Origin of the sequence: Inquilinus sp. NPDC058860 (assembly GCF_042743185.1) — a bacterium.
Taxonomy (GTDB): domain Bacteria; phylum Pseudomonadota; class Alphaproteobacteria; order DSM-16000; family Inquilinaceae; genus Inquilinus.
This window is the reverse complement of record NZ_JBHYMS010000028.1, coordinates 45,414-67,218: the sequence shown is the minus strand read 5'-3', so window position 1 is coordinate 67,218 and position 21,805 is coordinate 45,414. Positions and strand designations below refer to the sequence as shown.

Sequence of the window (21,805 nt, the reverse complement as noted above, 5' to 3'; positions counted from 1 at the left end):
GGATGACGCGCTGGCTGGTCACCCGGCCGCGGGAGGAGGCCGAGCGCTTCGCCGAGGCGATGCGCGACCAAGGCCTCGACCCGGTGATCGCCCCGATCCTGGAGATCGAGCCGGTCGACCCCGGCCCGATCGACCTCGGCGACGTGCAGGCGGTGCTGGCCACCAGCCGCAACGGCATCGACGCCTTCGCCCGGCGGGTGGCGCGGCGCGACCTGCCGGTGCTGGCGGTCGGCGACGCCACCGCCGAGCTGGCCCGCTCGCTCGGCTTCCGCGACGTGGCCAGCGCCGCCGGCGACGGGGCGGACCTGGCCGACCTGGCCCGGGCCCGGCTGGACCCGGCGGGCGGCGTGCTGCTGCACCCGTCGGGCGAGGACGTGGCGCGCGACCTGCCCGCCCTGCTCGCGGGCTTCACCGTGCGGCGGATCGTCCTGTACCGCGCCCGGCCGGCCGCGGCGCTGCCGCCGGCGGCGATGGCCGGCCTGGCCGACCCCGGGCTGGCCGGGGTGGTGTTTTTCTCTCCCCGCACGGCGAAGGTCTTTGCTACCCTCGCGGCCCGGGTCGAACTGACCCATCGCCTCGCCGGGCTGACGGCGGTCTGCCTGAGCCCGGCCGTCGCCCAGGCGCTGGATCCGTCGCCCTGGCGGGCGGTGCGAATCGCGGACAGGCCGGATTCGCCGTCGCTGCTGGCGCGGCTTTCCGATTTTCCCGCTGAGCAAGAGACGAGGACGGCGAACGGTATGGACCCGACCCCCGACAAGCCAGGCGAAGCAGCGGCCCCCGGCCCTGACTCCCAGCAGCCGGACGACGCGTCGGCCACCTCTCAGGCTCAGCCGGAGTCCCCCGACGAGAAGGCCGGCGACCCCGCCGCCCCGCCGCCCGAGGAGGCCCTGGGCCTTCCGGCCGAGGGGCCGCTGACCCCGACCGAGCGGGTGATCGAGGCCTTCGGCGGCATCCGGCCGATGGCGGCGAAGCTGACCGTGCCGGTGACCACCGTGCAGGGCTGGAAGCGGCGCAACGCCATTCCGGAGCAGCGCCACGCCGACATCCTGGCCGCCGCCAGGACCCACGACATCGCGCTCGACCCGGCCGAGCTGGCGCGCACCCGTCCGGCGACGCCGGAGGAAGGCGCGCCCGAGCCGGCCGAGCTGGCCGAGCCGGAGACGCCGCCCGGCCCGCCGCGCGTCGGCCCGCCGACCATTCCGCCGGCCCCTCCGGCCGAGCCGCCGGGCAATGTCGCCCGCTCGGCCTGGACCGCGGCCGCCGTCGCCATTGTCTTCGCCGCGATCTCGGCCACCGCGCCGATCTGGTCGCCGCGACTGTTCGCCCCCGCTACGCCCGCCCCGGCGCCGCAGGGATCGCCGACGCTGGGCGACCGGGTCGCCTTCATCGAGAAGCGCCTGGCCGACTTCCCGTCCGGCATCTCCGAGGCGATCGACGGGCTGGGCAAGCGGGTCGAGGCGCTGGAGAAGCCGCCCGGCGGCCCGGTCGATCCCGCGGCGATCGAGAAGGGCCGCGCCGAGCTGGCCGCGCGGGTCGACGCGATCCAGCAGAAGCTGGACCAGCTGGCCGGCACGGCGCCGCAGCAGGGCCAGCCGAATGCCCAGCCGCAACAGCAGCCGCAGCAGCCCGCTCCCGCCCCGGCAGCCCCCGCACCGGCCCCGGAGGCCGTGGCGGCGCTGGAGGCCCGGATCGCGGCGCTGGAATCGGCCCAGGCCGCGGTGAAGACGCTGGGCGACACGGTCGCCACCCTGTCGTCCGGCGCCCAGGCCAACGGCAGCACCCTGGCGGCGCTGCAGCAGCAGGTCGACGCGGTCAAGGCGACGGTCGAGCGGCTGCGCAACAGCGACACCGGCGCCCAGGCGCTGAGCCTGGCCGCGGGCCAGCTGCGCAGCGCGCTGGACACCGGCGCCCCCCTGGACGAGACCCTGGCCCTGCTGCGCGGCCTGGCCCAGAACGATCCGGGCCTGGCCAACGCCGTGGCGGCGCTGGAGCCGGCGGCGAAGGGCGTGCCGAGCCGCGCCGCCCTGGCCACCGGCTTCGCCCAGGCGGCGGAGGCGGCGCGCAAGGCCGACCAGCCGCAGAGCGGCGACTGGGTCGACCGCAGCCTGTCCGTGGTCCAGGACCTGGTCACCGTCCGCCCGGCCCCGGGCGAGGTCGAGGGCACCGACACCAACGCCGTTCTGGCCCGGGCCGAAGGCCGGCTGCAGCGCGGCGACCTGGCCGGCGCGGTCGAGGCGGCCAAGGGCCTGAGCGGCCCCGCGGCCTCCGCCCTGGCCGGCTGGCGCAGCCAGGCCGAGGCCCGGCTGTCGGCGGAATCGGCGCTGCAGAGCCTGTCCGCCCTGGCGGTGCAGCGCCTGGCGGCGGCGAGCAATGCCGCGGCCGGCGATGCCGGAGCCAAGCCCGCCGACACCCAGCCCCCGAAGGCGCCATGAAGCGTCTGCTGCTCTACGCCCTCAAGCTCGCCCTCCTGATCGCCGTCGCAGTCTGGCTGGCGGACCGGCCGGGCCATGTCGAGATCCAGTGGCAGGGCCGGGTGATCGAGACCTCGGTCGCGGTGCTGGTGGCGGCCGCGGCGGCGCTGATGCTGCTGGCGGCCTGGCTGTACCGCTTCTGGCGCTCGCTGCGCCGGGCCCCGGGCCGCTTCGTCGAGGGCCGCCGCTTCGCCCGGCGCGAGAAGGGCTATCGCGCCCTGACCCGCGGCATGGTCGCGGTCGCCGCCGGCGACGCCGAGGCGGCGCGCCGCTTCGCCCGCAAGGCCGACGTGCTGCTGGACGAGCCGCCGCTGACCCTGCTGCTGTCCGCCCAGGCGGCGCAGCTGGCCGGCGACGACACCGCCGCCACCCGCTATTTCGAGGCGATGCTGCGCCGGCCGGACATGGAGTTCCTGGGCCTGCGCGGCCTGCTGAACCAGTCGCTGCGCAACAAGGACTCCGCGCCGGCGCTGGAGATGGCGCAGCGGGCCCGGTCGCTGCGGCCGGACGCGGCCTGGACCCACCGCGCCTGCTTCGACCTGGAGGTGGCGCAGCGGCGCTGGGCCGACGCCCAGCTGAGCCTCGCCCAGTCCGTCCGGGTCAAGGCGATCTCGGCCGAGGACGGGCGGCGCTACAAGACCCGCATCCTGGTCGAGCGCAGCCGCGAGGCCGAGGATGAGGGCAACCTGTCCCAGGCGCTGGACTTCGCCCACAAGGCGGTGGGGCTGGAGCCGGACTTCGTGCCGGCAGCGCTGCAGGAGAGCGCGCTGCTGCAGCGGACCGGCCGCGACTCTCAGGCCGCGCGCCTGCTGGAGAAGAGCTGGGGCCGCACGCCGCATCCGGAGATCGCCCGCGCCTATGCCGCGCTGGGCCCGGCCGACGAGGGCACGCTCTTGAAGGTCAAGCGGCTGGAGAAGCTGGTGCGGCTGCGGCCGGATTCGGCGACCGGCCTCCTGACCCTGGCCGAGGCCGAGCTGTCGGCCCAGCTCTGGGGCAGCGCCCGCACCCACCTCCTGAAGGCCGAGCAGGTGGCGCCGTCGCGGCGCGTCTACCGCCTGCTGGCCGATCTGGAGACGGCGGAGCGCAACGACCCGATCGCGGCGCGCAGCTGGCTGGCCAAGGCCCAGACCGCGGCGCCGGACGAGGCCTGGGAATGCGATGCCTGCGGCGCCCAGGCCGACCGCTGGTCGGCGCTGTGCGGCCATTGCCACGGCTTCGACACGCTGGCCTGGCGCATCCCCGGCCCGACCCGCGGCCTGGTCCCGGCGCCGGTCGAGATCGATGCCTTCCTGCCCGCGCCGGTGCCGCCGGCCGGGACCACGGCGGTCGCCCCGGTTCCGGCCGCGACCGCCGGTTGACGCTGCGGCGCGCGCCCTGTATAGGGTGCCCGCCCTGCGGCGCCGAAGTAGCTCAGGGGTAGAGCAACTGATTCGTAATCAGTAGGTCCGGGGTTCGAATCCCCGCTTCGGCACCATCTTTCCCGTCCCCGACATCGACGCCGCCGTTCTTCCCGCATCGTCCGGGACGACCGGCACCGCCCGGTCCATGCGACCGGAACGGGACGCTGCCCGCCGCCATTGATCCGTCAGCGGTGGCCATGTCCGGCCGCCGCGGAGATTGCCGGTGGAGACGAGACATGACGTCGGATCCCGAGACGGCACGGCGAGGCCCGGGCGACGCCGTGGGCCGGCCGGTGGAGGGCGAGCCAGAGGGGCGGCAGGCGATCGAGAGCGCGCTCGACACCAGCCTGGCGCGCGGGCCGGAGCAGGAGGGCGGCCGCCACTCGACGCTGCCGATCCTGGTCGGCCTCCTGGTCGCGGCCGTGCTCCTGCTGATCGCGATCTTCGCCTGACGCGCCCGGAGCGTCGCCTCGGACGGCCGCGCCTAGACCAGCTCCCGCACCGTGTCGGAGGCGACCGTCATCGCGATCTTGCGCCGGGCCGGCGTGCCGCGGGCCAGGGACGCCGCCAGATGCGCCGCCTGCTTCAGCGTCGCCTTGGCCGGCATCGGCGGCTCGTGCGGGTCGACGATGGCCTCGACCAGGGCCGGGCCGGGCGCCGCCATCGCCTCGCGCAGCACCTCGCCGCAGCGGGCCGGGTCGTCCACGGACCAGCCGGCGACGCCGAAGCCCCGGGCCACCGCGGCGAAGTCGACCGGCTGCAGCTCGCAGACATATTCCGGGTTGCCCAGGAACACCATCTGCTCCCACTTGATCTGGCCGAGAGCGTTGTTCTTGATCACCACGATCTTGATGTCGAGGTTGTACTTCACGCAGGTGGCCAGCTCGCCGATCAGCATGGTCAGCCCGCCGTCGCCGATGAAGCACACCACCTGCCGGTCCGGATAGGCGACCGCCGCGGCGATGGCATAGGGCAGGCCGCAGGCCATCGAGGCGAGGTTGCCGGAGCAGGAGAACATCATCCCGTCCCGCATCGTCAGGTGCCGCGCCGCCCAGGTGGTGATGGTGCCGGAATCGGTGGCGACGATGGCGTCGTGACGCAGCAGCCGGTCCAGCTCATGCGCCACCACCTGCGGCTTCATCGGCTGGTCCTGGCGGGTGCCGCGCTCGACCATCAGCGCGTTCCACGCCTTCATTCCCTCCTGCGCCCCGGCCAGGAAGGAGCGGTCGTCGCGATGGGCCAGGCGTGGCAGCAGCTGCTCCAGCACCTTCCGCGTGTCGCCGACCAGGCCGGCCTCGACCGGGTACCGCAGGCCGATGCGCTGCGGGTCGAGGTCGATCTGCACCGCCCGCGCCTGCCCCGGCTTCGGGTAGTACTCGATATAGGGGAAGGCGCTGCCGGCGATCAGCAGCGTGTCGCAGTCCTCCAGCGCCTCCTGCGACGGCAGGGTGCCGAGCAGCCCGATGCCGCCCGTCGAACAGGGGCTGTCGTCCGGCAGCACGCCCTTGCCGAGCAGTGGCTTGATCACCGGCGCGCCCAGCCGCTCCGCCACCGCCTCCAGCACGTCGCGGGCGCCGAGCGCGCCGCGGCCGGCCAGGATCGCCGTCTTCTTCCCCGCATTCAGGATCGCGGCGGCGCGCGCGATCTGGTCCTCGCCCGGCATCTGGGCCGGAGGGGCCATGACGTCGGAGGCGTGGCCGGGCACGTTGCGCTCCGACCGCGTCCGTGCCTCGACCGGCTGCGACTGCATGTCGACCGGGATGGTGACATGGGCCACCCCGCGCCGGGCCAGCGCCGTCCGGCAGGCCAGCTCGACCGCGTTCTCGACATGGTTCGGCCCCATGATCCGGACGTTGTAGGCCGCGACATCGGCGAACAGCTTGTCCAGCTCGACATCCTGCTGGGTGAAGGTGTGCACCAGGTCGTGGAACTGCAGCCCGGTGATGGCCAGCACGGGCTGGCCGTCCAGCTTGGCGTCGTAGAGCCCGTTCAGCAGATGGATGCCGCCGGGGCCGGAGGTGGCGAGGCAGACGCCCAGCTTGCCGGTCCATTTGGCGTAGGCGCAGGCGGCGAAAGCGGCCGATTCCTCGTGCCGCACCTGGATGAAGCGGATCCGGTCCTGCCGGGTCCGCAGCGCCTCGATCACCCCGTTGATGCCGTCGCCGGGAATTCCGAAGACGGTGTCCACCCCCCAGTCGATCAGGGTTTCGACCAGGACGTCGCCGGCGGTCGGGCGGGCCATCGCGCATTCTCCCATGGCTGAGACTGAGTGGGATTCAGTTCGGCAACAGCGCCCGCGGACGAGCCGTTCCGGTCCGGGCCCGACCGTTTTCCGGAGAATGGCCGGCACGGCCTGGAATTATCGCCGGTCCGCTTCAGATCACTGGGGAAGACGACCGGGCGGGATATCGGAGAACCAAGCCATGGAACGGGAGCTGGAGCTGCTCGACGCCTATTGGCGGGCGGCGAACTACCTGTCGGTCGGGCAGATCTACCTGCTCGACAACCCGCTGCTCGAAGAGCCGCTGGCGATCGGGCACATCAAGCCCAGGCTGCTCGGCCACTGGGGCACGACGCCCGGGCTGAACTTCATCTACGCCCACCTCAACCGCGTGATCGCCCGCGACGACCTCGACATGATCTTCATCTGCGGCCCCGGCCACGGCGGGCCGGCGGTGGTCGCCAACACGTATCTCGAAGGCACCTATTCCGAGATCTATCCGGAGATCGGTCGGGACCGGGAGGGGATGGGCCGGCTGTTCCGACAGTTCTCCTTCCCCGGCGGCATCCCCAGCCACGCCGCGCCGGAGACGCCGGGGTCGATCCATGAGGGCGGCGAGCTGGGCTACGCCCTGGCCCATGCCTATGGCGCCGCTTTCGACAACCCGGAGCTGATCGTCGCCTGCGTCATCGGCGACGGCGAGGCCGAGACCGGGCCGCTGGCGGCCTCCTGGCACTCCAACAAGTTCCTCAACCCGCGGGTCGACGGCGCGGTGCTGCCGATCCTCCACCTGAACGGCTACAAGATCGCCAACCCGACCATCCTCGGCCGGATGACCGACGAGACGCTGCTGCGGCTGTTCGAAGGCTTCGGCTACGAGCCCTATTTCGTCGAGGGCTCCGATCCCGCGCCGACGCACCAGGCCATGGCCGCCACCCTCGACATCGTGGTCGACCGCATCCGCGAGATCCGGGCGGGCACGCAGGCCGACGGCCTGGCCCGGCCGCCCTGGCCGATGATCGTCCTGCGCACGCCCAAGGGCTGGACCGGGCCGAAGGAGGTCGACGGGCTGAAGACCGAGGGGTTCTGGCGGTCGCACCAGGTGCCGCTGTCCGGCCTCGCCGACAAGCCGGAGCACCTCGCCCAGCTCGAGGCCTGGATGCGCAGCTACCGGCCGGAGGAGCTGTTCGACGAGTCCGGCCGGCTGGTGCCGGAGCTGCAGGCGCTGGCGCCGCAGGGCGACCGGCGCATGGGCGCGAATCCGCACGCCAATGGCGGACGCCTGCGGAAGGAACTCGAGCTTCCGGACTACCGCAGCTTCGCCCTCGACGTGCCGGGCCCGGGCGGCAGCCGCGGCGAGGCCACCCGCGCCATGGGCCAGCTGCTGCGCGACGTTATCCGGCAGAACCCGGAGACGTTCCGGCTGATGGGGCCGGACGAGACCGCGTCCAACCGCCTCGACGCCGTGTTCGAGGCGACCGACCGGGTGTGGATGGAGGACATCCTGCCCGAGGACGTGCACCTGGCCCCCGAGGGCCGGGTGATGGAGGTGCTGAGCGAGCATCTGTGCCAGGGCTGGCTGGAGGGCTATCTCCTGACCGGCCGGCACGGCCTGTTCTCCTGCTACGAGGCCTTCATCCACATCGTCGATTCGATGGTGAACCAGCACGCCAAATGGCTGAAGGTCACCCGCGAGCTGGAGTGGCGGCAGCCGATCTCGTCGCTGAACTACCTGCTGACCTCGCATGTCTGGCGGCAGGACCACAACGGCTTCAGCCACCAGGATCCGGGCTTCATCGACCATGTGGTCAACAAGAAGGCCGACATCGTCCGGATCTATCTGCCGCCGGACGGCAACACCCTGCTGGCGGTGACCGACCACTGCCTGCGCACCTATGACCGGATCAACGTCATCGTCGCCGGCAAGCAGCCGTCGCCGCAATGGCTGGACATCGACCGCGCCGCCGCCCATTGCGCCGCCGGCATCGGCCGCTGGGGCTGGGCCAGCAACGAGGGCGACGGCGACCCGGACGTGGTGCTGGCCTGCGCCGGCGACGTGCCGACGCTGGAGGCGGTCGCCGCCGTGTCGCTGCTGCGCGAGCAGCTGCCGGCGCTGCGCATCCGCCTGGTCAATGTCGTCGACCTGATGGCGCTGCAGCCGAAGGCGCAGCATCCGCACGGGCTGCCGGAGGAGACGTTCACCGCCCTGTTCACCAGGGACAGGCCGGTGATCTTCGCCTTCCACGGCTATCCGCAGCTGGTCCACCGCCTGACCTACAAGCGCACCAACCACGACAATTTCCACGTCCACGGCTATCGCGAGGAGGGCACGACGACCACGCCCTTCGACATGGTGGTGCTGAACCAGCTGGACCGGTTCCACCTGGCCATCGCCGCGATCGACCGGCTGCCGCAGCTCGGCGCCGAGGGCGACCGGGCCCGCCGCCGGTTCCAGGAGCGGCTGGCGGAGCATCACGACTATGTCCGGCAGCACGGCCGCGACATGCCGGATGTCGCCGACTGGAGCTGGCCCGCCCGCGGCACCGCGGCGCCGTTCGACTGAGATGGAGATCCTGGCCCTCAACGCCGGCTCCTCCTCGATCAAGCTCGGCCTGTTCGAAGCGCGCGACGGCCGGGCGGTGCGCCGCGCCAAGGCCGTGCTCGACCTCAAGGGACAGCCGCCGGCGCTGCGGCTGGAGGGCGTCTCCGACCCCATCGGCATCGGCGTCGCGGATGCGGGCGACCTGCAGGCCGTGCTCGGCGGCTGCCTGGGCGTGCTGGACGACCGGCTCGGCCTCGACGGCCTCGCTTTGGCCGGGCACCGGGTGGTGCATGGCGGCGAGGCCTTCACCGGCCCGGTCCGCGTCACCGGGGACGTCTTCGGGCAGCTGGAGGCGCTGGTGCCGCTGGCGCCGCTGCACCAGCCGCCGGCGCTGCGGCTGATCGAAGCGATGGGCGCGCTGCGGCCCGGCATCGTCCAGACCGCCTCCTTCGACACCGCCTTCCATGCCGGGCAGCCGGATCACGTGCGCCGCTTCGCCCTGCCCCGGCCGCTGCACGACCGCGGCATCAAGCGCTACGGCTTCCATGGCCTGTCCTACCGGTTCATCGCCGACACGCTGCGCCGCGACCATCCGGAGATCGCGGCCGGCCGTGTGGTCGTCGCCCATCTCGGCAGCGGCGCCAGCCTGTGCGCCCTGCGGGACGGGGTCAGCGTCGAGACGACGATGGGCTTCTCCGCCCTCGACGGGGTGCCGATGGCGACCCGGCCCGGCGCGCTCGACGCCGGCGTGCTGCTGCATCTGCTCGGGCCCGGCGGCATGACGGTCGCGGAGGTGGAGGACCTGCTGTACCACCGCGCCGGGCTGCTCGGCCTGTCCGGGATCAGCGGCGACACGCGCGAGCTGCTGGCCAGCGCCGATCCGGCGGCGCGCGAGGCGGTCGAGATCTTCACCTTCCGCATCGCCCAGGCGGTGGCGGCCCTTGCCGTCACGCTGGGCGGGCTCGACGCCCTGGTCTTCACCGCCGGCATCGGCGAGCACCAGCCGGAGATCCGCGCCCGGATCTGCGATCGGCTCGGCTGGCTCGGCGCCATGCCCGGCGGCGGTGTCGCCGTGCTGGTGATCCCGACCGACGAGGAGCAGGTCGTCGCCGACGAGGCGCTGCGGATCCGGCCGGCCTGACACGCCCAGGGAACCGAACCACCGCCCGCGGAGTCACCCTCTGAAGGGCGGCCGCTCGCCGCCCAGGTCACGGCGCAGGAAGGCTATGGATATCGGCGGATGGCTGTGGCTGGTGATCGACGTGCTGCTGGTCGCGATCCTGGCCGGCGGCATGATCTACGGCACCATGCAATGGCGCCGTCGCCGCCGCAGCCCGGAGATGAAGCGGGCCTCCGAGGAGGCGGTCCGCAGGAACTACCGCGAGGGCGGCTGACGCGACGGCGCGCCCGACGCCGCCATCCTGGTCCAGCGGTGATCGGTGTGCCGGCCGGCATAGTCGCGGTCGATCTCGTCGATCAGCGCGTCGGCCCGGTCCGGCTCGACCGCGGCGAGGATGGCGTCCAGCTTCGCCTCCATCCGGTCGTCGCCCTCCTTGGACTGCGGCGAGCCGACATAGAGCAGGAAGGCCAGGCCGCCGATCTGCCAGAGCAGCTGCAGGAATTCCGACTGCCAGTTCTCCAGCGTGTCGCGCGACATCTCGACGACATAGGCCGCGATCTCCGGCGCGGCCCCGTGCTGCCGCTGCTCGTCGACATAGGCGAACCAGCCGAACAGCCAGTGCCCGATCAGCGAGATGACGAAGAAGCCCAGCGTCACCCATCCATAGCCGTAGCGTTTCCAGATCGAATTCGACATCACGCCGTCTCCGTTCGTCCCTACGGTGCCGCCCGTGCGCAAGTGCTGACGGTCTCACCCGTAATGACTTTCCGAAGACCCGTTCCGTTCCGGATGGATTCTGGAGAAGGGTGGCGCGTCGTCGCCCTGCCCCAATTGTCCCGCTTCACAATCCCCACCCGCGGGGCCGATACTGCCGGTCTTCGAGGGAAACGACCAAAACCCACAACAGGGTAGGCAGATGACCTGGATTTCACGTTTGGCCACGGCCGCCGCGGCTGCCGTCGCGATGGCTGTTGCCGTCCCGGCCGGCGCCGCGACGCTGGTCGAGACGCCGATGTACGAGCAGGATGTGGCGGCCGGCAAGCTGCCGCCGGTGGCGCAGCGCGTGCCGGAAGTGCCGTCGGTGGTCGACCTGGCGGCGGAGCGGAAGGAGCCCGGCAAGCCGGGCGGCGAGATCAACTGGATGGCCGGCCGGGCCCGCGACATCCGGATCATGAACACCTACAGCTATGCCCGGCTTGTCGGCTACGGACCGGACTTCAAGCTGCATCCGGACATCCTGCAGTCGGTCGATGTCGACGGCGAGAAGGTGTTCACGCTGCATCTGCGGCCGGGCCACAAATGGTCCGACGGCCAGCCCTTCACCAGCGACGACTTCCGCTACTTCTGGGAGGACGTGTCGCTGGACAAGGAGCTGATGCCCTACGGCCCGGACACCCGGCTGCTGGTCGACGGCGAGCAGCCGAAGGTCGAGTTCCCGGACGCGCAGACCGTCCGCTATTCCTGGTCCAAGCCGAACCCGGACTTCCTGCCGGCGCTCGCCGGACCGGCGCCGCTCTACATCTTCGCGCCAGCGCATTACCTGAAGCAGTTCCACAAGAAATACACCGACTCCGCCGCGCTGGACGTGCTGGTCAAGCAAGCCGGCGCCCGCAACTGGGTCGCCCTGTACAAGCAGCGCGAGAAGCTGATCGATTCGGCCAATACGGACCTGCCGGTGCTGGAGCCCTGGGTCAACACCACCAAGGCGCCGGCGGAGCGCTTCGTCTTCGTCCGCAACCCCTATTACCACCGGGTCGACGGCCAGGGCCGGCAGCTGCCCTATCTCGACCGGGTCATCGTCAACGTGGTCGAGGGCTCGCTGATCCCGGCCAAGACCGGCACCGGCGAGGCCGACCTGCAGGCGCGCGGCCTGCGCTTCGACAACATCAGCTTCCTCAAGGCCGGGGAACAGAAAGGCGGCTACAAGGTGCGGCTGTGGCCGACGGCGCTCGGCTCCGAGGTCGCCCTCTATCCGAACCTGAACTGCAACGACAAGGACTGGCGGGTTCTCAACCGCGACGTCCGCTTCCGCCGCGCCCTGTCGCTCGGCATCGACCGCGACGAGATCAACCAGACCGTGTTCTTCGGCCAGGCCCGGCCGAGCCAGAACACGGTGCTGCCGGAATCGCCCTATTACGACGAGGCGCTGGCGACCGGATGGGCCACGTTCGATCCGGAGAAAGCCAACGCCCTGCTGGACGAGATCGGCCTGACCAAGCGCGACGGCGACGGCGTCCGGCTGATGCCGAACGGCAAGCGGCTGGAGATCGTGGTCGAGAGCGCCGGCGAGCGCACTCTCGAGACCGACATCCTGCAGCTGGTCCGCGAGAGCTGGGCCAAGATCGGCATCTCCCTTCACACCGCCCAGTCGCAGCGCGACGTGTTCCTGCAGCGGATCTTCGCCGGCGACACGGTGATGTCGGTGTGGACCGGCTGGGACAACGGCCTGATCACGCCGACGACCGTGCCCTCGCAGCTGGCGCCGGTCGACCAGAACTGGCTGCAATACCCGAAATGGGGCCAGTACGTGCAGACCGCCGGCGCCGCCGGCGAGAAGCCGGATGCCGAGTTCGGCCAAAAGCTGATGGGTCTCTACGACGAATGGCGCGGCACCACCGATGCGGCCCGCCGCGACGCCATCGTCCGCGAGATGATCAGGATCCAGTCGGACGAGGTGACCTCGATCGGCACGGTGCAGGGCGTGCTGCAGCCGGTCGTGGTCAAGGCCCGGCTGCACAACGTGCCGGAGAAGGGCATCTTCTCCTGGGACCCCGGGGCGCATTTCGGGATCTACCACCCCGACACCTTCTGGGTCGACCCGTCCTGATCCGTCCGAAGCGCCCGGCCCCCCGGCCGGGCGTTTTCGTTTCAGGCGGCCAGACGCTTTCCGATGGCCAGGCAGGCCGCACGGATGTCGTCGCGACCGGCGACCGGGCCGAAGCGCGCGACGAACCGGTCCACATTCATCGTGAACGCATCGCGGATGGACGGGTCGACGATGCTGAGGCTGCCGCGGCCGAAGCCTTCCAGGATCCACATCGCCAGCCAGCCGATCTCGAGCGGCACGCCGGAGCCCAGGTTGAACAGCCCGCCGGGACGCGCCCGCACCACCTTCACCAGCGCCGCGGCGAACGCCTCGACCGGCAGGAAGTCCTTCGGCGTGAAGGGGCTGACGTCGTAGCGGATCACCCCCTCCTCGCGCAGCGACCGCAGCAGGAGGCCGAGGAAGGTGCGGCGGCCGGGCAGGTCCTCGAAGCCGAAGATGTTGGACAGGCGCAGGATGGTGAGGTTCGGGCCGAACCGGTCCTGCAGCAGCCGCTCGGTCACCAGCTTGTTGCGGCCATAGGCGTCCTGCGGCGCCGGAGTCCGGCTTTCGGCCAGCGGCTCGTCCCCGGCCGGGCCGTAGACCTTGCGGGTGCTGACCATCACCACATGCGCATCCGCCGGCATGCGGCCGCCGCGCTGTGCCCGGCCGATCGCATCGGCCAGGATGCGGTCGCAGTCGAGCGCCGGATCATAGGCCTCGCGCTGATACCGCGGGTCGAGGGCGAAGTTGACGACGCAGCCGACGCCGTCGAAGGTCTCAGGCCGCGCCGCATCGGCCCAGGCGGCGTGGCGGAGTCCGCCAGCGCCATGGGCGCCGACGAAGCTGCGGGCGAGAAAGCTCGCCCGCCCGATCACCAGAACGTCAGCCACCCATCACCCCGCCTCCCCGGTCCGCGGTGCTATAGCGTCCGCACCACGGCAGACAGCGCGCGCCGCCAATCGGGCTGCGCCAGCCCGAACACCCGGCCGATCCTGCCGCAATCCAGCACCGAATTCGACGGGCGCGGCGCCGGGGTCGGGTAGTCGGCGGTCGCGATCGGGTGCAGCACCGGGGCGGGGCCGCCCTTCGCGGCGAAGATCGCTGCGGCGAAATCGTACCAGGTCGTGGCCGGGGCGCCGGTGAAGTGGAAGGTGCCCCAGCCGTCGAAGCCGGGCGCCAGGGCGCGCTCGCGGATCGCCAGGATCGCCGCGGCGATGTCGGCCGCCGCGGTCGGGCCGCCGTGCTGGTCGGCGACGATCCGCAGCTCCGGCCGCTCGGCGCCCAGCCGCAGCATGGTGCGGACGAAGTTGTGGCCGTGCGCGGCGAAGACCCAGGCGGTCCGCAGGACGACATGGCGCGGCAGCGCCGCGCGCACAGCCGCCTCCCCCGCCGCCTTGCTCTCGCCATAGACCGAGAGCGGCGCGATCGGGTCGTCCTCGCGCCACGGCCGGTCGCCGTCGCCGCGGAAGACGTAGTCGGTCGAGATGTGCAGCAGCGCCGCCCCCGCCTCGGCGCAGGCGCGGGCGATCACGCCGGGCGCGGTCGCGTTCACGGCGAAGGCGCGATCGCGCTCGGTCTCGGCCTTGTCGACCGCGGTGTAGGCGGCGCAGTTGGCGACGAAATCGGCGCCGCGCACGGCGTCGGCCACCGCAGCGGCGTCGGTGATGTCGACCTCCGACCGGGCGAAAGCCCGCACGGCGAGGCCCTGCGCCGCGGCCAGCCCGCTCAGCTCGCGCCCGACCTGGCCGCCGGCGCCGAAGACGACGAGGGTCATGCGGCGTGCCCGAGGCCGATCCGGCTGCGCTCGCCGGCCCGCGCGCACCACTCGCGATTGGCGAGGTACCAGGCCACGGTCTCCCGCAGCCCCTGCTCCAGGCTGTGCTTCGGCCGCCAGCCCAGCTCGGTCTCGGCCTTGGTCGGGTCGATGGCGTAGCGGGCGTCGTGGCCCGGCCGGTCGGTGACGTAGGTGATCAGGCTCTCATAAGGCTGCGCCGCCGGCTGCAGCTCGTCCAGGATGCGGCAGATCTGGCGGACCAGGTCGATGTTGGTGCGCTCGGACCGGCTGCCGACCAGATAGGTCTCGCCCGGGCGGCCCCTGGCGACGATCGCCCGCAGCCCGGCGGCGTGGTCGTCGACATGGATCCAGTCGCGGACGTTCTCGCCGCGGCCGTAGATCGGCAGCTTCTTGCCCTCGAGCGCGTTGAGGGTGACGACCGGGATCAGCTTCTCCGGATACTGGTACGGCCCGTAATTGTTCGAGCAGTTCGACACCATCACCGGCAGGCCGTAGGTGCGGTGCCAGGCCCGGGCCAGGTGGTCGGAGCCGGCCTTGCTGGAGGAATAGGGCGAGTTCGGCTGGTACGGGCTGGTCTCGGAGAACAGGCCGGTGGCGTCGAGCTCGCCATAGACCTCGTCGGTCGAGACGTGCAGGAAGCGGAAGCCGTTGCCCTTCGGCAGGCCGCGCCAATGGTCCAGCGCCGCGGCCAGCAGGCTGCCGGTGCCCATGACATTGGTGCGGACGAATGCCAGCGGGTCGTCGATCGACCGGTCGACATGGCTTTCGGCCGCCAGGTGGTAGACGATGTCCGGCCGGTGCTCGGCAAACAGCGCCCGCATGGCGTCGACGTCGCAGATGTCGGCCTGGACGAAGCGGTGCCGGCCGGTGGCGTCGAGCCCCGCCAGGTTGTCGAGGTTGCCGGCATAGGTCAGCTTGTCGATGGTGACGACGGTCTCGCCGTCGGCGACCAGCTGGCGGACCAGGGCCGAGCCGATGAAGCCGGCGCCGCCGGTGACGAAGATGGTCATGCTGCACCATACTGGAAATGGGCGGGAGCGTCGGCCAGGCGCGGCCAGTTGCGGTCGCGCTCGTTGACGATCATCTCGGCCGGCGGGATCGGCCAGTCGATGCCGAGCGCCGGGTCGTCCCAGCGGAGGCCGCCCTCGGCCTGCGGGGCATAGCCGGCGGTGACCTTGTAGACCACCTCGGTGTCCGGCTCGAGCGTGACGTAGCCATGGGCGAAACCGGTCGGGATCCAGAGCCTCGAGGGTTCGGCCGCAGTCAGCGTCACCCCCACCGACCGGCCGAAGGTGGGTGAGCCGCGGCGGATGTCGACCGCGACGTCGTAGATCGAGCCGCGGAGAACGCCGATCAGCTTGCCCTGGGCGTGCGGCGCGATCTGGTAGTGCAGGCCGCGCATGGTTCCGGCGGCGACGCTGCCGGCCTGATTGTCCTGGACGAAGTCGAGCGGCAGCCCGGCGGCGCGGAACTTGTCGGCGTTCCAGGTCTCGCAGAAATAGCCGCGCTCGTCGGAAAACTTGCGCAGGCCGACCAGCTTGACGTCCTCGATCCCGGTCGAGATTAGCTGAACCACTCGCATCCCCCAGTGAATCCGCGCTCCGGCGGCGCAATTCGACCGATCCGAGGCCTCATGCTGCCTGTCCCGGCCTCGCAGGATTGGCATATCCCCGATCCGCGGCATGGAAAGCATTTTTCTTCCGAGCGCGTCAAGACGACGATCACCGTGCCACGACAAGGCCTTCGACGTGACCTCGATGCCACAAATCCCGCGATGGCGGGCCGGAACAATCCCCAGACGCACGCGTTCTCCGGCCATCCGACCAACAGCGTCAACCTGCAGCGGGGGCGATGTCGTTGTGGACATCGACGGGCCGAGATGACTGAACACCCGACCGGACATGTGTCGCGACCCGGAGCATACGCCACAACGGCAACACAATCCGTGAGCACAGTTGTGCGGCAAAAGGGGCTGGTCTATCCGTCCGGCATCGTTACAACCCGCGGCGGATCGATATTCTCGCACAATGCCATTGTTTCGAATGGAAGAACCACGAGGTTCGGTATCAACCTGAATGGTTTTCCTCAGCCGGATGTCGTGCCCGACGGGAACAAGGACACGGTCCTCACCGGCAATCGTCTCGAAGGGGGATTTCGATGTGAAATACGTCATGCCGAACATGCACACGACAACAGCTACGGCAGTCACTTGGACCAAGATACCGGCTTGATCTATTGAGGCGGCGTCATCCGGTCACGGAACTTCAAACTCGAAACCCATCCCACACTCCTGGTATGAATTGCCGCCTCGCGTCGTAGCGCGGCCGAACCGAATTGGTGACTCATGCGAATTGCGATGATCGGCAGCGGCTACGTCGGGCTGGTATCCGGCACGTGCTTCTCGGAACTCGGGCACGACGTCATCTGCGTGGACCGGGATCCGGAGCGGATCGAGAAGCTGCGCCGGAACGTCATGCCGATCTACGAACCCGGGCTCGACGCCCTGGTGGCCAAGAACGTCGGCGGCGGCCGGCTTTCATTCACCACCGATCTCAAGGCGGCGGTGGACGGGGCGGACGCGGTCTTCATCGCCGTCGGCACCCCGAGCCGACGGGGCGACGGGCGGGCGGACCTGACCTATGTCTATGCCGCGGCGGCAGAGATCGCCAACGCCCTCACCGGCTACGCCGTCGTGGTCACCAAATCGACCGTGCCCGTCGGAACCGGCCGGGAGGTCGCGGCCATCATCCGGAAGACCCGTCCCGACGCGGATTTCGATGTGGCATCGAATCCCGAATTCCTGCGCGAGGGCGCGGCCATCAACGACTTCATGCGGCCCGATCGCGTGGTCATCGGCGTCGAAAGCGACAGGGCGCGGGAGGTTCTCAGCAGCATCTATCGCCCGCTCTACCTGATCGAACGGCCGATCGTCAGCACCACGCTGGAAACCGCCGAACTGATCAAATACGCGAGCAACAGCTTCCTCGCGATGAAGATCACCTTCATCAACGAGGTGGCCAATCTCTGCGAAAAGGTCGGGGCGGACGTGCATGACGTGGCCAAGGCGATCGGGCTGGACGGGCGCATCGGCCCGAAGTTCCTGCACCCGGGCCCGGGCTATGGCGGCTCCTGCTTTCCGAAGGACACCCTGGCGTTCGCGCAGACGGCGCAGGATTACGGCGCCCGCCAGCATATCGTCGAGACCGTCATCGATGTGAACGAGCGCCGCAAGGCCGAGATGACCGACCGGATCGTGACCGCGTTCGGAGGGTCGGTCCGGGACCGGACGATCGCTATCCTCGGCTTGACGTTCAAGCCGAACACCGACGACATGCGCGACGCGCCCAGCCTCACCATCCTGCCCGCCCTGCTGCAGGCCGGCGCCCGCATCCAGGCGTTCGATCCCGAGGGCATGGAGGAGGCGCGGAAGCATCTGCCGCCCGAGATCACCTATGCGACCAGCGCCTATGGCGCGCTGGAGGGGTCGGACGGTGCCGTGGTCCTGACCGAATGGAACGAGTTCCGCGGCCTCGATCTCAAGCGGATGCGAGAGGCGATGCAGGGCGACGTCTTCATCGACCTGCGGAATGTCTACAAGCCCAACGAAATGGCGTCCGCCGGTTTCCAGTATCAGGGCCTGGGCCGTCCTGTTCCGACGGCGCGGCCCTCCGTGGCCGCGCAGGCCGGCGCCCGCGGCTAGCTCGCGCGGCGCGCAGGGCAATGCAGCGGCCCGGGGTGTGAAAGGGCCGCTGCTCCAGGCTCCGCCTCAGGCCGTGGTTGGAGCGGGCGTCGGGCCTCCGGCCTGTGCCACGACAATGTCCTGCCAGTTGAGAATGAACAGGCCCGGGTCGACCTCGGCGCCGGCCCAGCGCCCGCGGAGGACGGGCTCGGTCCAGGTCAGGCCGGCGTCGGTGTAGGCGCTGCGCAGCCAAGCCTCGTCCAGCGCGATCATGTCCTCCGGCATGTTCGGATTGGTCGTCCAGTAGCGGTCGCCCGGATGCAGGGCGAGCTTGAAGCTCCCGTTCCCGACGGCGGCCTTGGACTCGTCGTTCACCAGGAAATACGACGCCGCCAACCGGCCCCCGGGGCGGAGAACCCGGCCGATTTCCTTGAGATAGTGCGCCACGTCGTCCGGATACATGTGGGTGAAGACCGACCACAACGAGACGACGTCGAAGGAGTTGTCCGGGAAGGGCAGAACCAGCTTGGACGGAGGGATGGCGCCCAAGTGGTTGTAGAACTTGTTGAAGACGTCGATATGGATGAAGGTGAACCTGAAATTTCGCGGCGTGATGTTGCGAGTGCACCACCGGACCTGATCGCGGTCGATATCGAGGCCGATGTAGCGCGCCTTGTCGTCCACCAGGGACAGCAGCGGAACCGTCCTGCGGCCGATACCGCTGCCGATGTCCAGCATGGTCGAGCTGCGGTCGAGCCGCAGCACATCGCGATAGAAGTGCAACGTCTCTTGTCCGGCCTGCGTCCAGATCTGCCGGCCTCTCGGACCGTCGCGCATCAGGCGCAACGGTGGCATCACCTCGTCCTGCGTATTGCGATCGAACAAATCACGGATGGCCCAGGGAACATCCCGGATGACGGAGAAAACCGGCGCCGGGACGGTATTCTTGATCGCCTGCTTGAAATTCACCAAAGCCCCCTTCGGAATGGCCAAGCCGCAAAGCGCCCCCCAACACAGCGGGCTGAACGGGGCTCCCCTCCGATCGGATAACTGCGGACTCGACCGGCGTCAAGCCACCAGAACCGGTGGCCGTCCGCGACCGACGGAGGTTCGAGAGGTGGATCGCCGTGACGGCGGCAGGCTCCGGCAAAGGCGGTCACGCGGCCCGGGAGAGGGCCCCGATGGCCGGCCGTGGACCGGCGCCGCCGGGCCCTGGAGCGGGGGCGCCGGCATCGTCCGACCGCGTCGTCGCCCGGCGGAACCGGCCGCAGATTTCCTTTTGCGGGTGCGGGCGCATCGCTTATACGTCTCGGCGCTGCGAGAGCAACGAAACTCTTCGGGTCCGACCAGCCGATGCTCTTCAATTCACCAGAGTTTCTATTCGTCTTCCTGCCGATTACCTGTGCGTTTTTCTTCATTTCGCGGTGGGTCGGCCTCTCGGCACTCAGTGTTCCGATCCTGCTGGTCGCGTCCGTCGCCTTCTACGGCTGGTGGTCGATCGGGCACCTGCCGCTGCTGCTGGGCTCGATCCTCTTCAACTTCGCGGTCGGCATGGGACTGGCCCGCCGCCCCAGCCGCGGCCTCCTGGCGCTCGGGGTCGGTGCCGACCTGCTGCTCCTGGGCTATTTCAAATACGCGGTGTTCGCCCAGGGCGTGGTGAACGATCTTCTGGCGGCGCAATGGCCGGCACTGTCGATCATCCTGCCCATCGGCATCTCCTTCTACACCTTCACCCAGATCGCCTTCCTGGTCGACGCCTACCACGGCAAGGTCGACGACAAGGACCCGCTCGCCTACGCCCTGTTCGTCACCTTCTTCCCGCATCTGATCGCGGGGCCGATCCTGCACCACAAGGAGATGACGGTGCAGTTCGCCGCGCTCCCGCGGATGCGGATCGGCAGCGACGACATCGCCGTCGGCATCACCATGTTCGCCTTCGGCCTGTTCAAGAAGACCGTGCTGGCGGATTCCCTCGCGCTGCACGCGTCGCCGGTGTTCGAGCAGGCGGCTGCCGGCCATGCGCCCGGCCTGTTCGCGGCCTGGACCGGAACGCTCGCCTATACCCTCCAGCTGTATTTCGACTTCTCCGGCTATTCCGACATGGCGATCGGCCTGGCCCGGCTGTTCGGCATCCGCATGCCCGAGAACTTCAATTCGCCCTACAAGGCCCGGTCGATCGCCGATTTCTGGCAGCGCTGGCACATGACCCTGTCGCGTTTCCTGCGCGACTATCTCTACATTCCGCTCGGCGGCAACCGGCGAGGCAAGGCCCGCAGCTACGTCAACGCCTTCATCACCATGCTGCTGGGCGGCATCTGGCACGGCGCCGGCTGGCAGTTCATGCTCTGGGGCGCACTGCACGGCGCCTACATCGTGGTCGGGCGGCTGTTCGCCGATTGGGCCCGGCCGCGCGGCATCCGGCTGCCGGCCGCCATCGGCGCCACGCTGACCTTCCTGGCCGTCATCCTCGCCTGGGTGCCGTTCCGGGCGCCGAGCCTCGCCGCCGCCGGATCCGTGTATACTGGCCTGGTCGGGCTCAACGGCATCGGCGCCCCGTCGCTGCAGGCGGCGGCGCTGATCGCCCTCGGCCTCGCCATCGTCTGGGGGCTCCCGAACTCGCAACAGATCCTGGCCCGCTTCCACCCTACCCTGGCCGCCGTCGCAGTCGTCCCGGCCCGCGGACCGCTGCTATGGCGCCTCGGGCCCGCCCATGCCGTCGCCCTGGCCGCCGTCCTCGTCGCAGTGGTGCTGTTCGCCAATGACGTCTCCGAATTCATCTACTTCCAGTTCTGAGGGCGGCGCCCGCTACCTCGCGGTCTCGCTCGGACTGGCCGCGGCGCTGCTGGGGGCGTTGTGCCTGCTGTCGATCAAGGTCAAGTGGTTCTCCGACCTGCCCGATTACGCGCCGCTCCTCGCCTACCAGTTGGAGAAGCTGGACCGGAGCGCCGGGTTCGACACCGTGTTCGTCGGCGACAGCTCGCTCGGCAACGCCATCGACACGGAGACCTTCGACCGGCTGACCGGGCGCCGGTCGGTCAATCTCGCCCTCACCGGGCTGTTCGGCTATGCCGGCAGCTACAACATGATCCGCCGGGCGGTCGACAAGGAGCCCGGGCTGCGGACGGTGGTCATCATCCAGGCCGCCGACATGATGTCCCGCGCCGACGATCTGCGCGGCTATGTCCTGTCGACGCCGCGGGTGCTGGACCCCGATCTCCCGGCGGCCCTGCGGTGGCCGGTCGCCGAGGCCTGGACCGGAGAGCTGCTCGACTGGCAGACCGTCAAGACCGCGACCCGCGCGACCATCCTGCAGCTGCTGTCGCGGCCGGTCCGGGACATCGTGATCGAGAACGACTACGTCAAGCAGGCCACGAGCCGCGCCCCCTTCGGCCCGGCCCTGCAGGCGGAGGACGTCGTCCCCGGCAAGCTCGACTTCCTGCAGCGGATCGCCGATCTGTGCCGGACGCGGCACCTGACCTGCGTCTATGCCCATGGCCCGCTGGCGACGCAGCTTCTGGACCGGTCGCACGGCTTCTTCCAGGCGGCCGACCGGCTGATCGAATCGACCGGGCTGCCGCTGGCAGCTCCGGAGCCGGTGCCGCTGGCGGAGGATCACGTCGGCGACACCCAGAACCATACGGCACCGGCCTACAAGGCGGCGATCACGGCGACCTACGCGGCGATGCTGCGCCCCTTCATCGCCGCGGATCGGCCTCGGCCGACCGAACAGACCGCCCGGACCGCGGCGGAGCCGAAACCGTAGGCTTCCCT

General features: G+C 70.4%; 18 protein-coding genes and 1 tRNA gene. 12 read left to right on the top strand and 7 right to left on the bottom strand.

The annotated features are described in order from the left end of the window. Positions 1-2: 2 nt before the first annotated feature. The 4 genes from ACFW16_RS19910 to ACFW16_RS19895 all read left to right on the top strand — a co-directional run bounded on the left by ACFW16_RS19910 (position 3) and on the right by ACFW16_RS19895 (position 4,323). A complete protein-coding gene (locus ACFW16_RS19910; RefSeq protein WP_380308158.1) occupies positions 3-2,432 on the top strand; it encodes a uroporphyrinogen-III synthase in 2,430 nt (809 codons plus the stop codon). Continuing rightward, positions 2,429-3,829, top strand: a complete 1,401-nt coding sequence (locus ACFW16_RS19905; RefSeq protein ID WP_380308156.1) for a heme biosynthesis protein HemY — start codon at positions 2,429-2,431, stop codon at positions 3,827-3,829. The genes ACFW16_RS19910 and ACFW16_RS19905 overlap by 4 nt, the downstream gene beginning before the upstream one ends. A 41-nt stretch (positions 3,830-3,870) precedes the next feature. Continuing rightward, positions 3,871-3,945 (top strand) — tRNA-Thr (locus ACFW16_RS19900). Positions 3,946-4,107: 162 nt separating this feature from the next. Continuing rightward, entirely contained in the window at positions 4,108-4,323 is a 216-nt protein-coding gene (locus tag ACFW16_RS19895; protein ID WP_380308154.1) for a hypothetical protein, read from the top strand. 32 nt (positions 4,324-4,355) lie between these two features. Here ACFW16_RS19895 and ACFW16_RS19890 read toward each other — a convergent pair whose 3' ends face one another. Then, on the bottom strand, positions 4,356-6,113 hold the full coding sequence (locus ACFW16_RS19890; protein WP_380308152.1) for a thiamine pyrophosphate-dependent enzyme: 1,758 nt from the start codon (positions 6,111-6,113) through the stop codon (positions 4,356-4,358). Positions 6,114-6,276: 163 nt separating this feature from the next. Here ACFW16_RS19890 and ACFW16_RS19885 point away from each other — a divergent pair, with 163 nt between their 5' ends. The 3 genes from ACFW16_RS19885 (at position 6,277) to ACFW16_RS19875 (ending at position 10,028) form a co-directional block, all read left to right on the top strand. Continuing rightward, on the top strand, positions 6,277-8,655 hold the full coding sequence (locus tag ACFW16_RS19885; RefSeq protein ID WP_380308196.1) for a phosphoketolase: 2,379 nt from the start codon (positions 6,277-6,279) through the stop codon (positions 8,653-8,655). Position 8,656: 1 nt separating this feature from the next. Beyond that, complete coding sequence (locus ACFW16_RS19880) at positions 8,657-9,775, top strand: acetate/propionate family kinase (protein ID WP_380308150.1); 1,119 nt, start codon at positions 8,657-8,659, stop codon at positions 9,773-9,775. Between the two features lie 85 nt (positions 9,776-9,860). Next, positions 9,861-10,028 (top strand): hypothetical protein, encoded by a 168-nt coding sequence (locus ACFW16_RS19875; protein ID WP_380308148.1) that lies wholly within the window; start codon positions 9,861-9,863, stop codon positions 10,026-10,028. Here the strand turns inward: ACFW16_RS19875 and ACFW16_RS19870 are convergent. Next, positions 10,010-10,450, bottom strand: coding sequence for a DUF6766 family protein (locus ACFW16_RS19870; RefSeq protein WP_380308146.1), 441 nt, complete (start codon positions 10,448-10,450; stop codon positions 10,010-10,012). The genes ACFW16_RS19875 and ACFW16_RS19870 overlap by 19 nt on opposite strands. Positions 10,451-10,670: 220 nt before the next feature. On the opposite strand from ACFW16_RS19870, the gene ACFW16_RS19865 reads away from it, so the two are divergent. Beyond that, positions 10,671-12,581 carry an ABC transporter substrate-binding protein gene (locus ACFW16_RS19865; protein WP_380308144.1) on the top strand — a complete coding sequence of 637 codons (1,911 nt, stop codon included), beginning with the start codon at positions 10,671-10,673 and terminating at the stop codon, positions 12,579-12,581. A gap of 41 nt (positions 12,582-12,622) precedes the next feature. Here the strand turns inward: ACFW16_RS19865 and ACFW16_RS19860 are convergent, their stop codons facing one another. The 4 genes from ACFW16_RS19860 to rfbC are packed head-to-tail and all read right to left on the bottom strand — an operon-like array spanning position 12,623 to position 15,931. Beyond that, positions 12,623-13,450, bottom strand: a complete 828-nt coding sequence (locus ACFW16_RS19860) for an NAD-dependent epimerase/dehydratase family protein (RefSeq protein WP_380308142.1) — start codon at positions 13,448-13,450, stop codon at positions 12,623-12,625. Between the two features lie 29 nt (positions 13,451-13,479). After that, positions 13,480-14,334 (bottom strand): dTDP-4-dehydrorhamnose reductase, encoded by an 855-nt coding sequence (gene rfbD, locus ACFW16_RS19855; RefSeq protein WP_380308140.1) that lies wholly within the window; start codon positions 14,332-14,334, stop codon positions 13,480-13,482. Then, entirely contained in the window at positions 14,331-15,365 is a 1,035-nt protein-coding gene (gene rfbB, locus ACFW16_RS19850; RefSeq protein WP_380308138.1) for a dTDP-glucose 4,6-dehydratase, read from the bottom strand. Before rfbB ends, rfbD begins: the two co-directional genes overlap by 4 nt. Then, positions 15,362-15,931 carry a dTDP-4-dehydrorhamnose 3,5-epimerase gene (rfbC, locus tag ACFW16_RS19845; protein ID WP_380308137.1) on the bottom strand — a complete coding sequence of 190 codons (570 nt, stop codon included), beginning with the start codon at positions 15,929-15,931 and terminating at the stop codon, positions 15,362-15,364. Before rfbC ends, rfbB begins: the two co-directional genes overlap by 4 nt. A gap of 57 nt (positions 15,932-15,988) precedes the next feature. Here rfbC and ACFW16_RS19840 point away from each other — a divergent pair, with 57 nt between their 5' ends. Beyond that, positions 15,989-16,594 (top strand): hypothetical protein, encoded by a 606-nt coding sequence (locus tag ACFW16_RS19840; protein ID WP_380308135.1) that lies wholly within the window; start codon positions 15,989-15,991, stop codon positions 16,592-16,594. Between the two features lie 105 nt (positions 16,595-16,699). Next, on the top strand, positions 16,700-18,055 hold the full coding sequence (locus ACFW16_RS19835) for a UDP-glucose dehydrogenase family protein (RefSeq protein WP_380308133.1): 1,356 nt from the start codon (positions 16,700-16,702) through the stop codon (positions 18,053-18,055). Positions 18,056-18,121: 66 nt separating this feature from the next. Here the strand turns inward: ACFW16_RS19835 and ACFW16_RS19830 are convergent, their stop codons facing one another. Continuing rightward, entirely contained in the window at positions 18,122-19,003 is an 882-nt protein-coding gene (locus ACFW16_RS19830; RefSeq protein ID WP_380308132.1) for a class I SAM-dependent methyltransferase, read from the bottom strand. A 384-nt stretch (positions 19,004-19,387) separates the two neighbouring features. Between ACFW16_RS19830 and ACFW16_RS19825 the strand changes: the two genes are divergently transcribed. Together ACFW16_RS19825 and ACFW16_RS19820 are read left to right on the top strand one after the other, a co-directional pair. Continuing rightward, a complete protein-coding gene (locus tag ACFW16_RS19825; RefSeq protein WP_380308130.1) occupies positions 19,388-20,827 on the top strand; it encodes an MBOAT family O-acyltransferase in 1,440 nt (479 codons plus the stop codon). Beyond that, a complete protein-coding gene (locus ACFW16_RS19820; protein ID WP_380308128.1) occupies positions 20,793-21,797 on the top strand; it encodes a hypothetical protein in 1,005 nt (334 codons plus the stop codon). Before ACFW16_RS19825 ends, ACFW16_RS19820 begins: the two co-directional genes overlap by 35 nt. The last annotated feature ends 8 nt before the right edge of the window (positions 21,798-21,805 follow it).

Excerpts from the sequence above, each read along its gene's own strand:
- ACFW16_RS19870 (WP_380308146.1), bottom strand. The coding sequence starts at position 10,450 with ATGTCGAATTCGATCTGGAAACGCTACGGCTATGGATGGGTGACGCTG.
- ACFW16_RS19910 (WP_380308158.1), top strand. The coding sequence starts at position 3 with ATGACGCGCTGGCTGGTCACCCGGCCGCGGGAGGAGGCCGAGCGCTTC.
- ACFW16_RS19825 (WP_380308130.1), top strand. The coding sequence starts at position 19,388 with ATGCTCTTCAATTCACCAGAGTTTCTATTCGTCTTCCTGCCGATTACC.
- ACFW16_RS19895 (WP_380308154.1), top strand. The coding sequence starts at position 4,108 with ATGACGTCGGATCCCGAGACGGCACGGCGAGGCCCGGGCGACGCCGTG.
- ACFW16_RS19820 (WP_380308128.1), top strand. The coding sequence starts at position 20,793 with ATGACGTCTCCGAATTCATCTACTTCCAGTTCTGAGGGCGGCGCCCGC.
- rfbD (WP_380308140.1), bottom strand. The coding sequence starts at position 14,334 with ATGACCCTCGTCGTCTTCGGCGCCGGCGGCCAGGTCGGGCGCGAGCTG.
- ACFW16_RS19880 (WP_380308150.1), top strand. The coding sequence starts at position 8,657 with ATGGAGATCCTGGCCCTCAACGCCGGCTCCTCCTCGATCAAGCTCGGC.
- ACFW16_RS19905 (WP_380308156.1), top strand. The coding sequence starts at position 2,429 with ATGAAGCGTCTGCTGCTCTACGCCCTCAAGCTCGCCCTCCTGATCGCC.
- rfbB (WP_380308138.1), bottom strand. The coding sequence starts at position 15,365 with ATGACCATCTTCGTCACCGGCGGCGCCGGCTTCATCGGCTCGGCCCTG.
- ACFW16_RS19835 (WP_380308133.1), top strand. The coding sequence starts at position 16,700 with ATGCGAATTGCGATGATCGGCAGCGGCTACGTCGGGCTGGTATCCGGC.
- ACFW16_RS19865 (WP_380308144.1), top strand. The coding sequence starts at position 10,671 with ATGACCTGGATTTCACGTTTGGCCACGGCCGCCGCGGCTGCCGTCGCG.
- ACFW16_RS19890 (WP_380308152.1), bottom strand. The coding sequence starts at position 6,113 with ATGGCCCGCCCGACCGCCGGCGACGTCCTGGTCGAAACCCTGATCGAC.
- ACFW16_RS19875 (WP_380308148.1), top strand. The coding sequence starts at position 9,861 with ATGGATATCGGCGGATGGCTGTGGCTGGTGATCGACGTGCTGCTGGTC.
- ACFW16_RS19840 (WP_380308135.1), top strand. The coding sequence starts at position 15,989 with ATGCTGCCTGTCCCGGCCTCGCAGGATTGGCATATCCCCGATCCGCGG.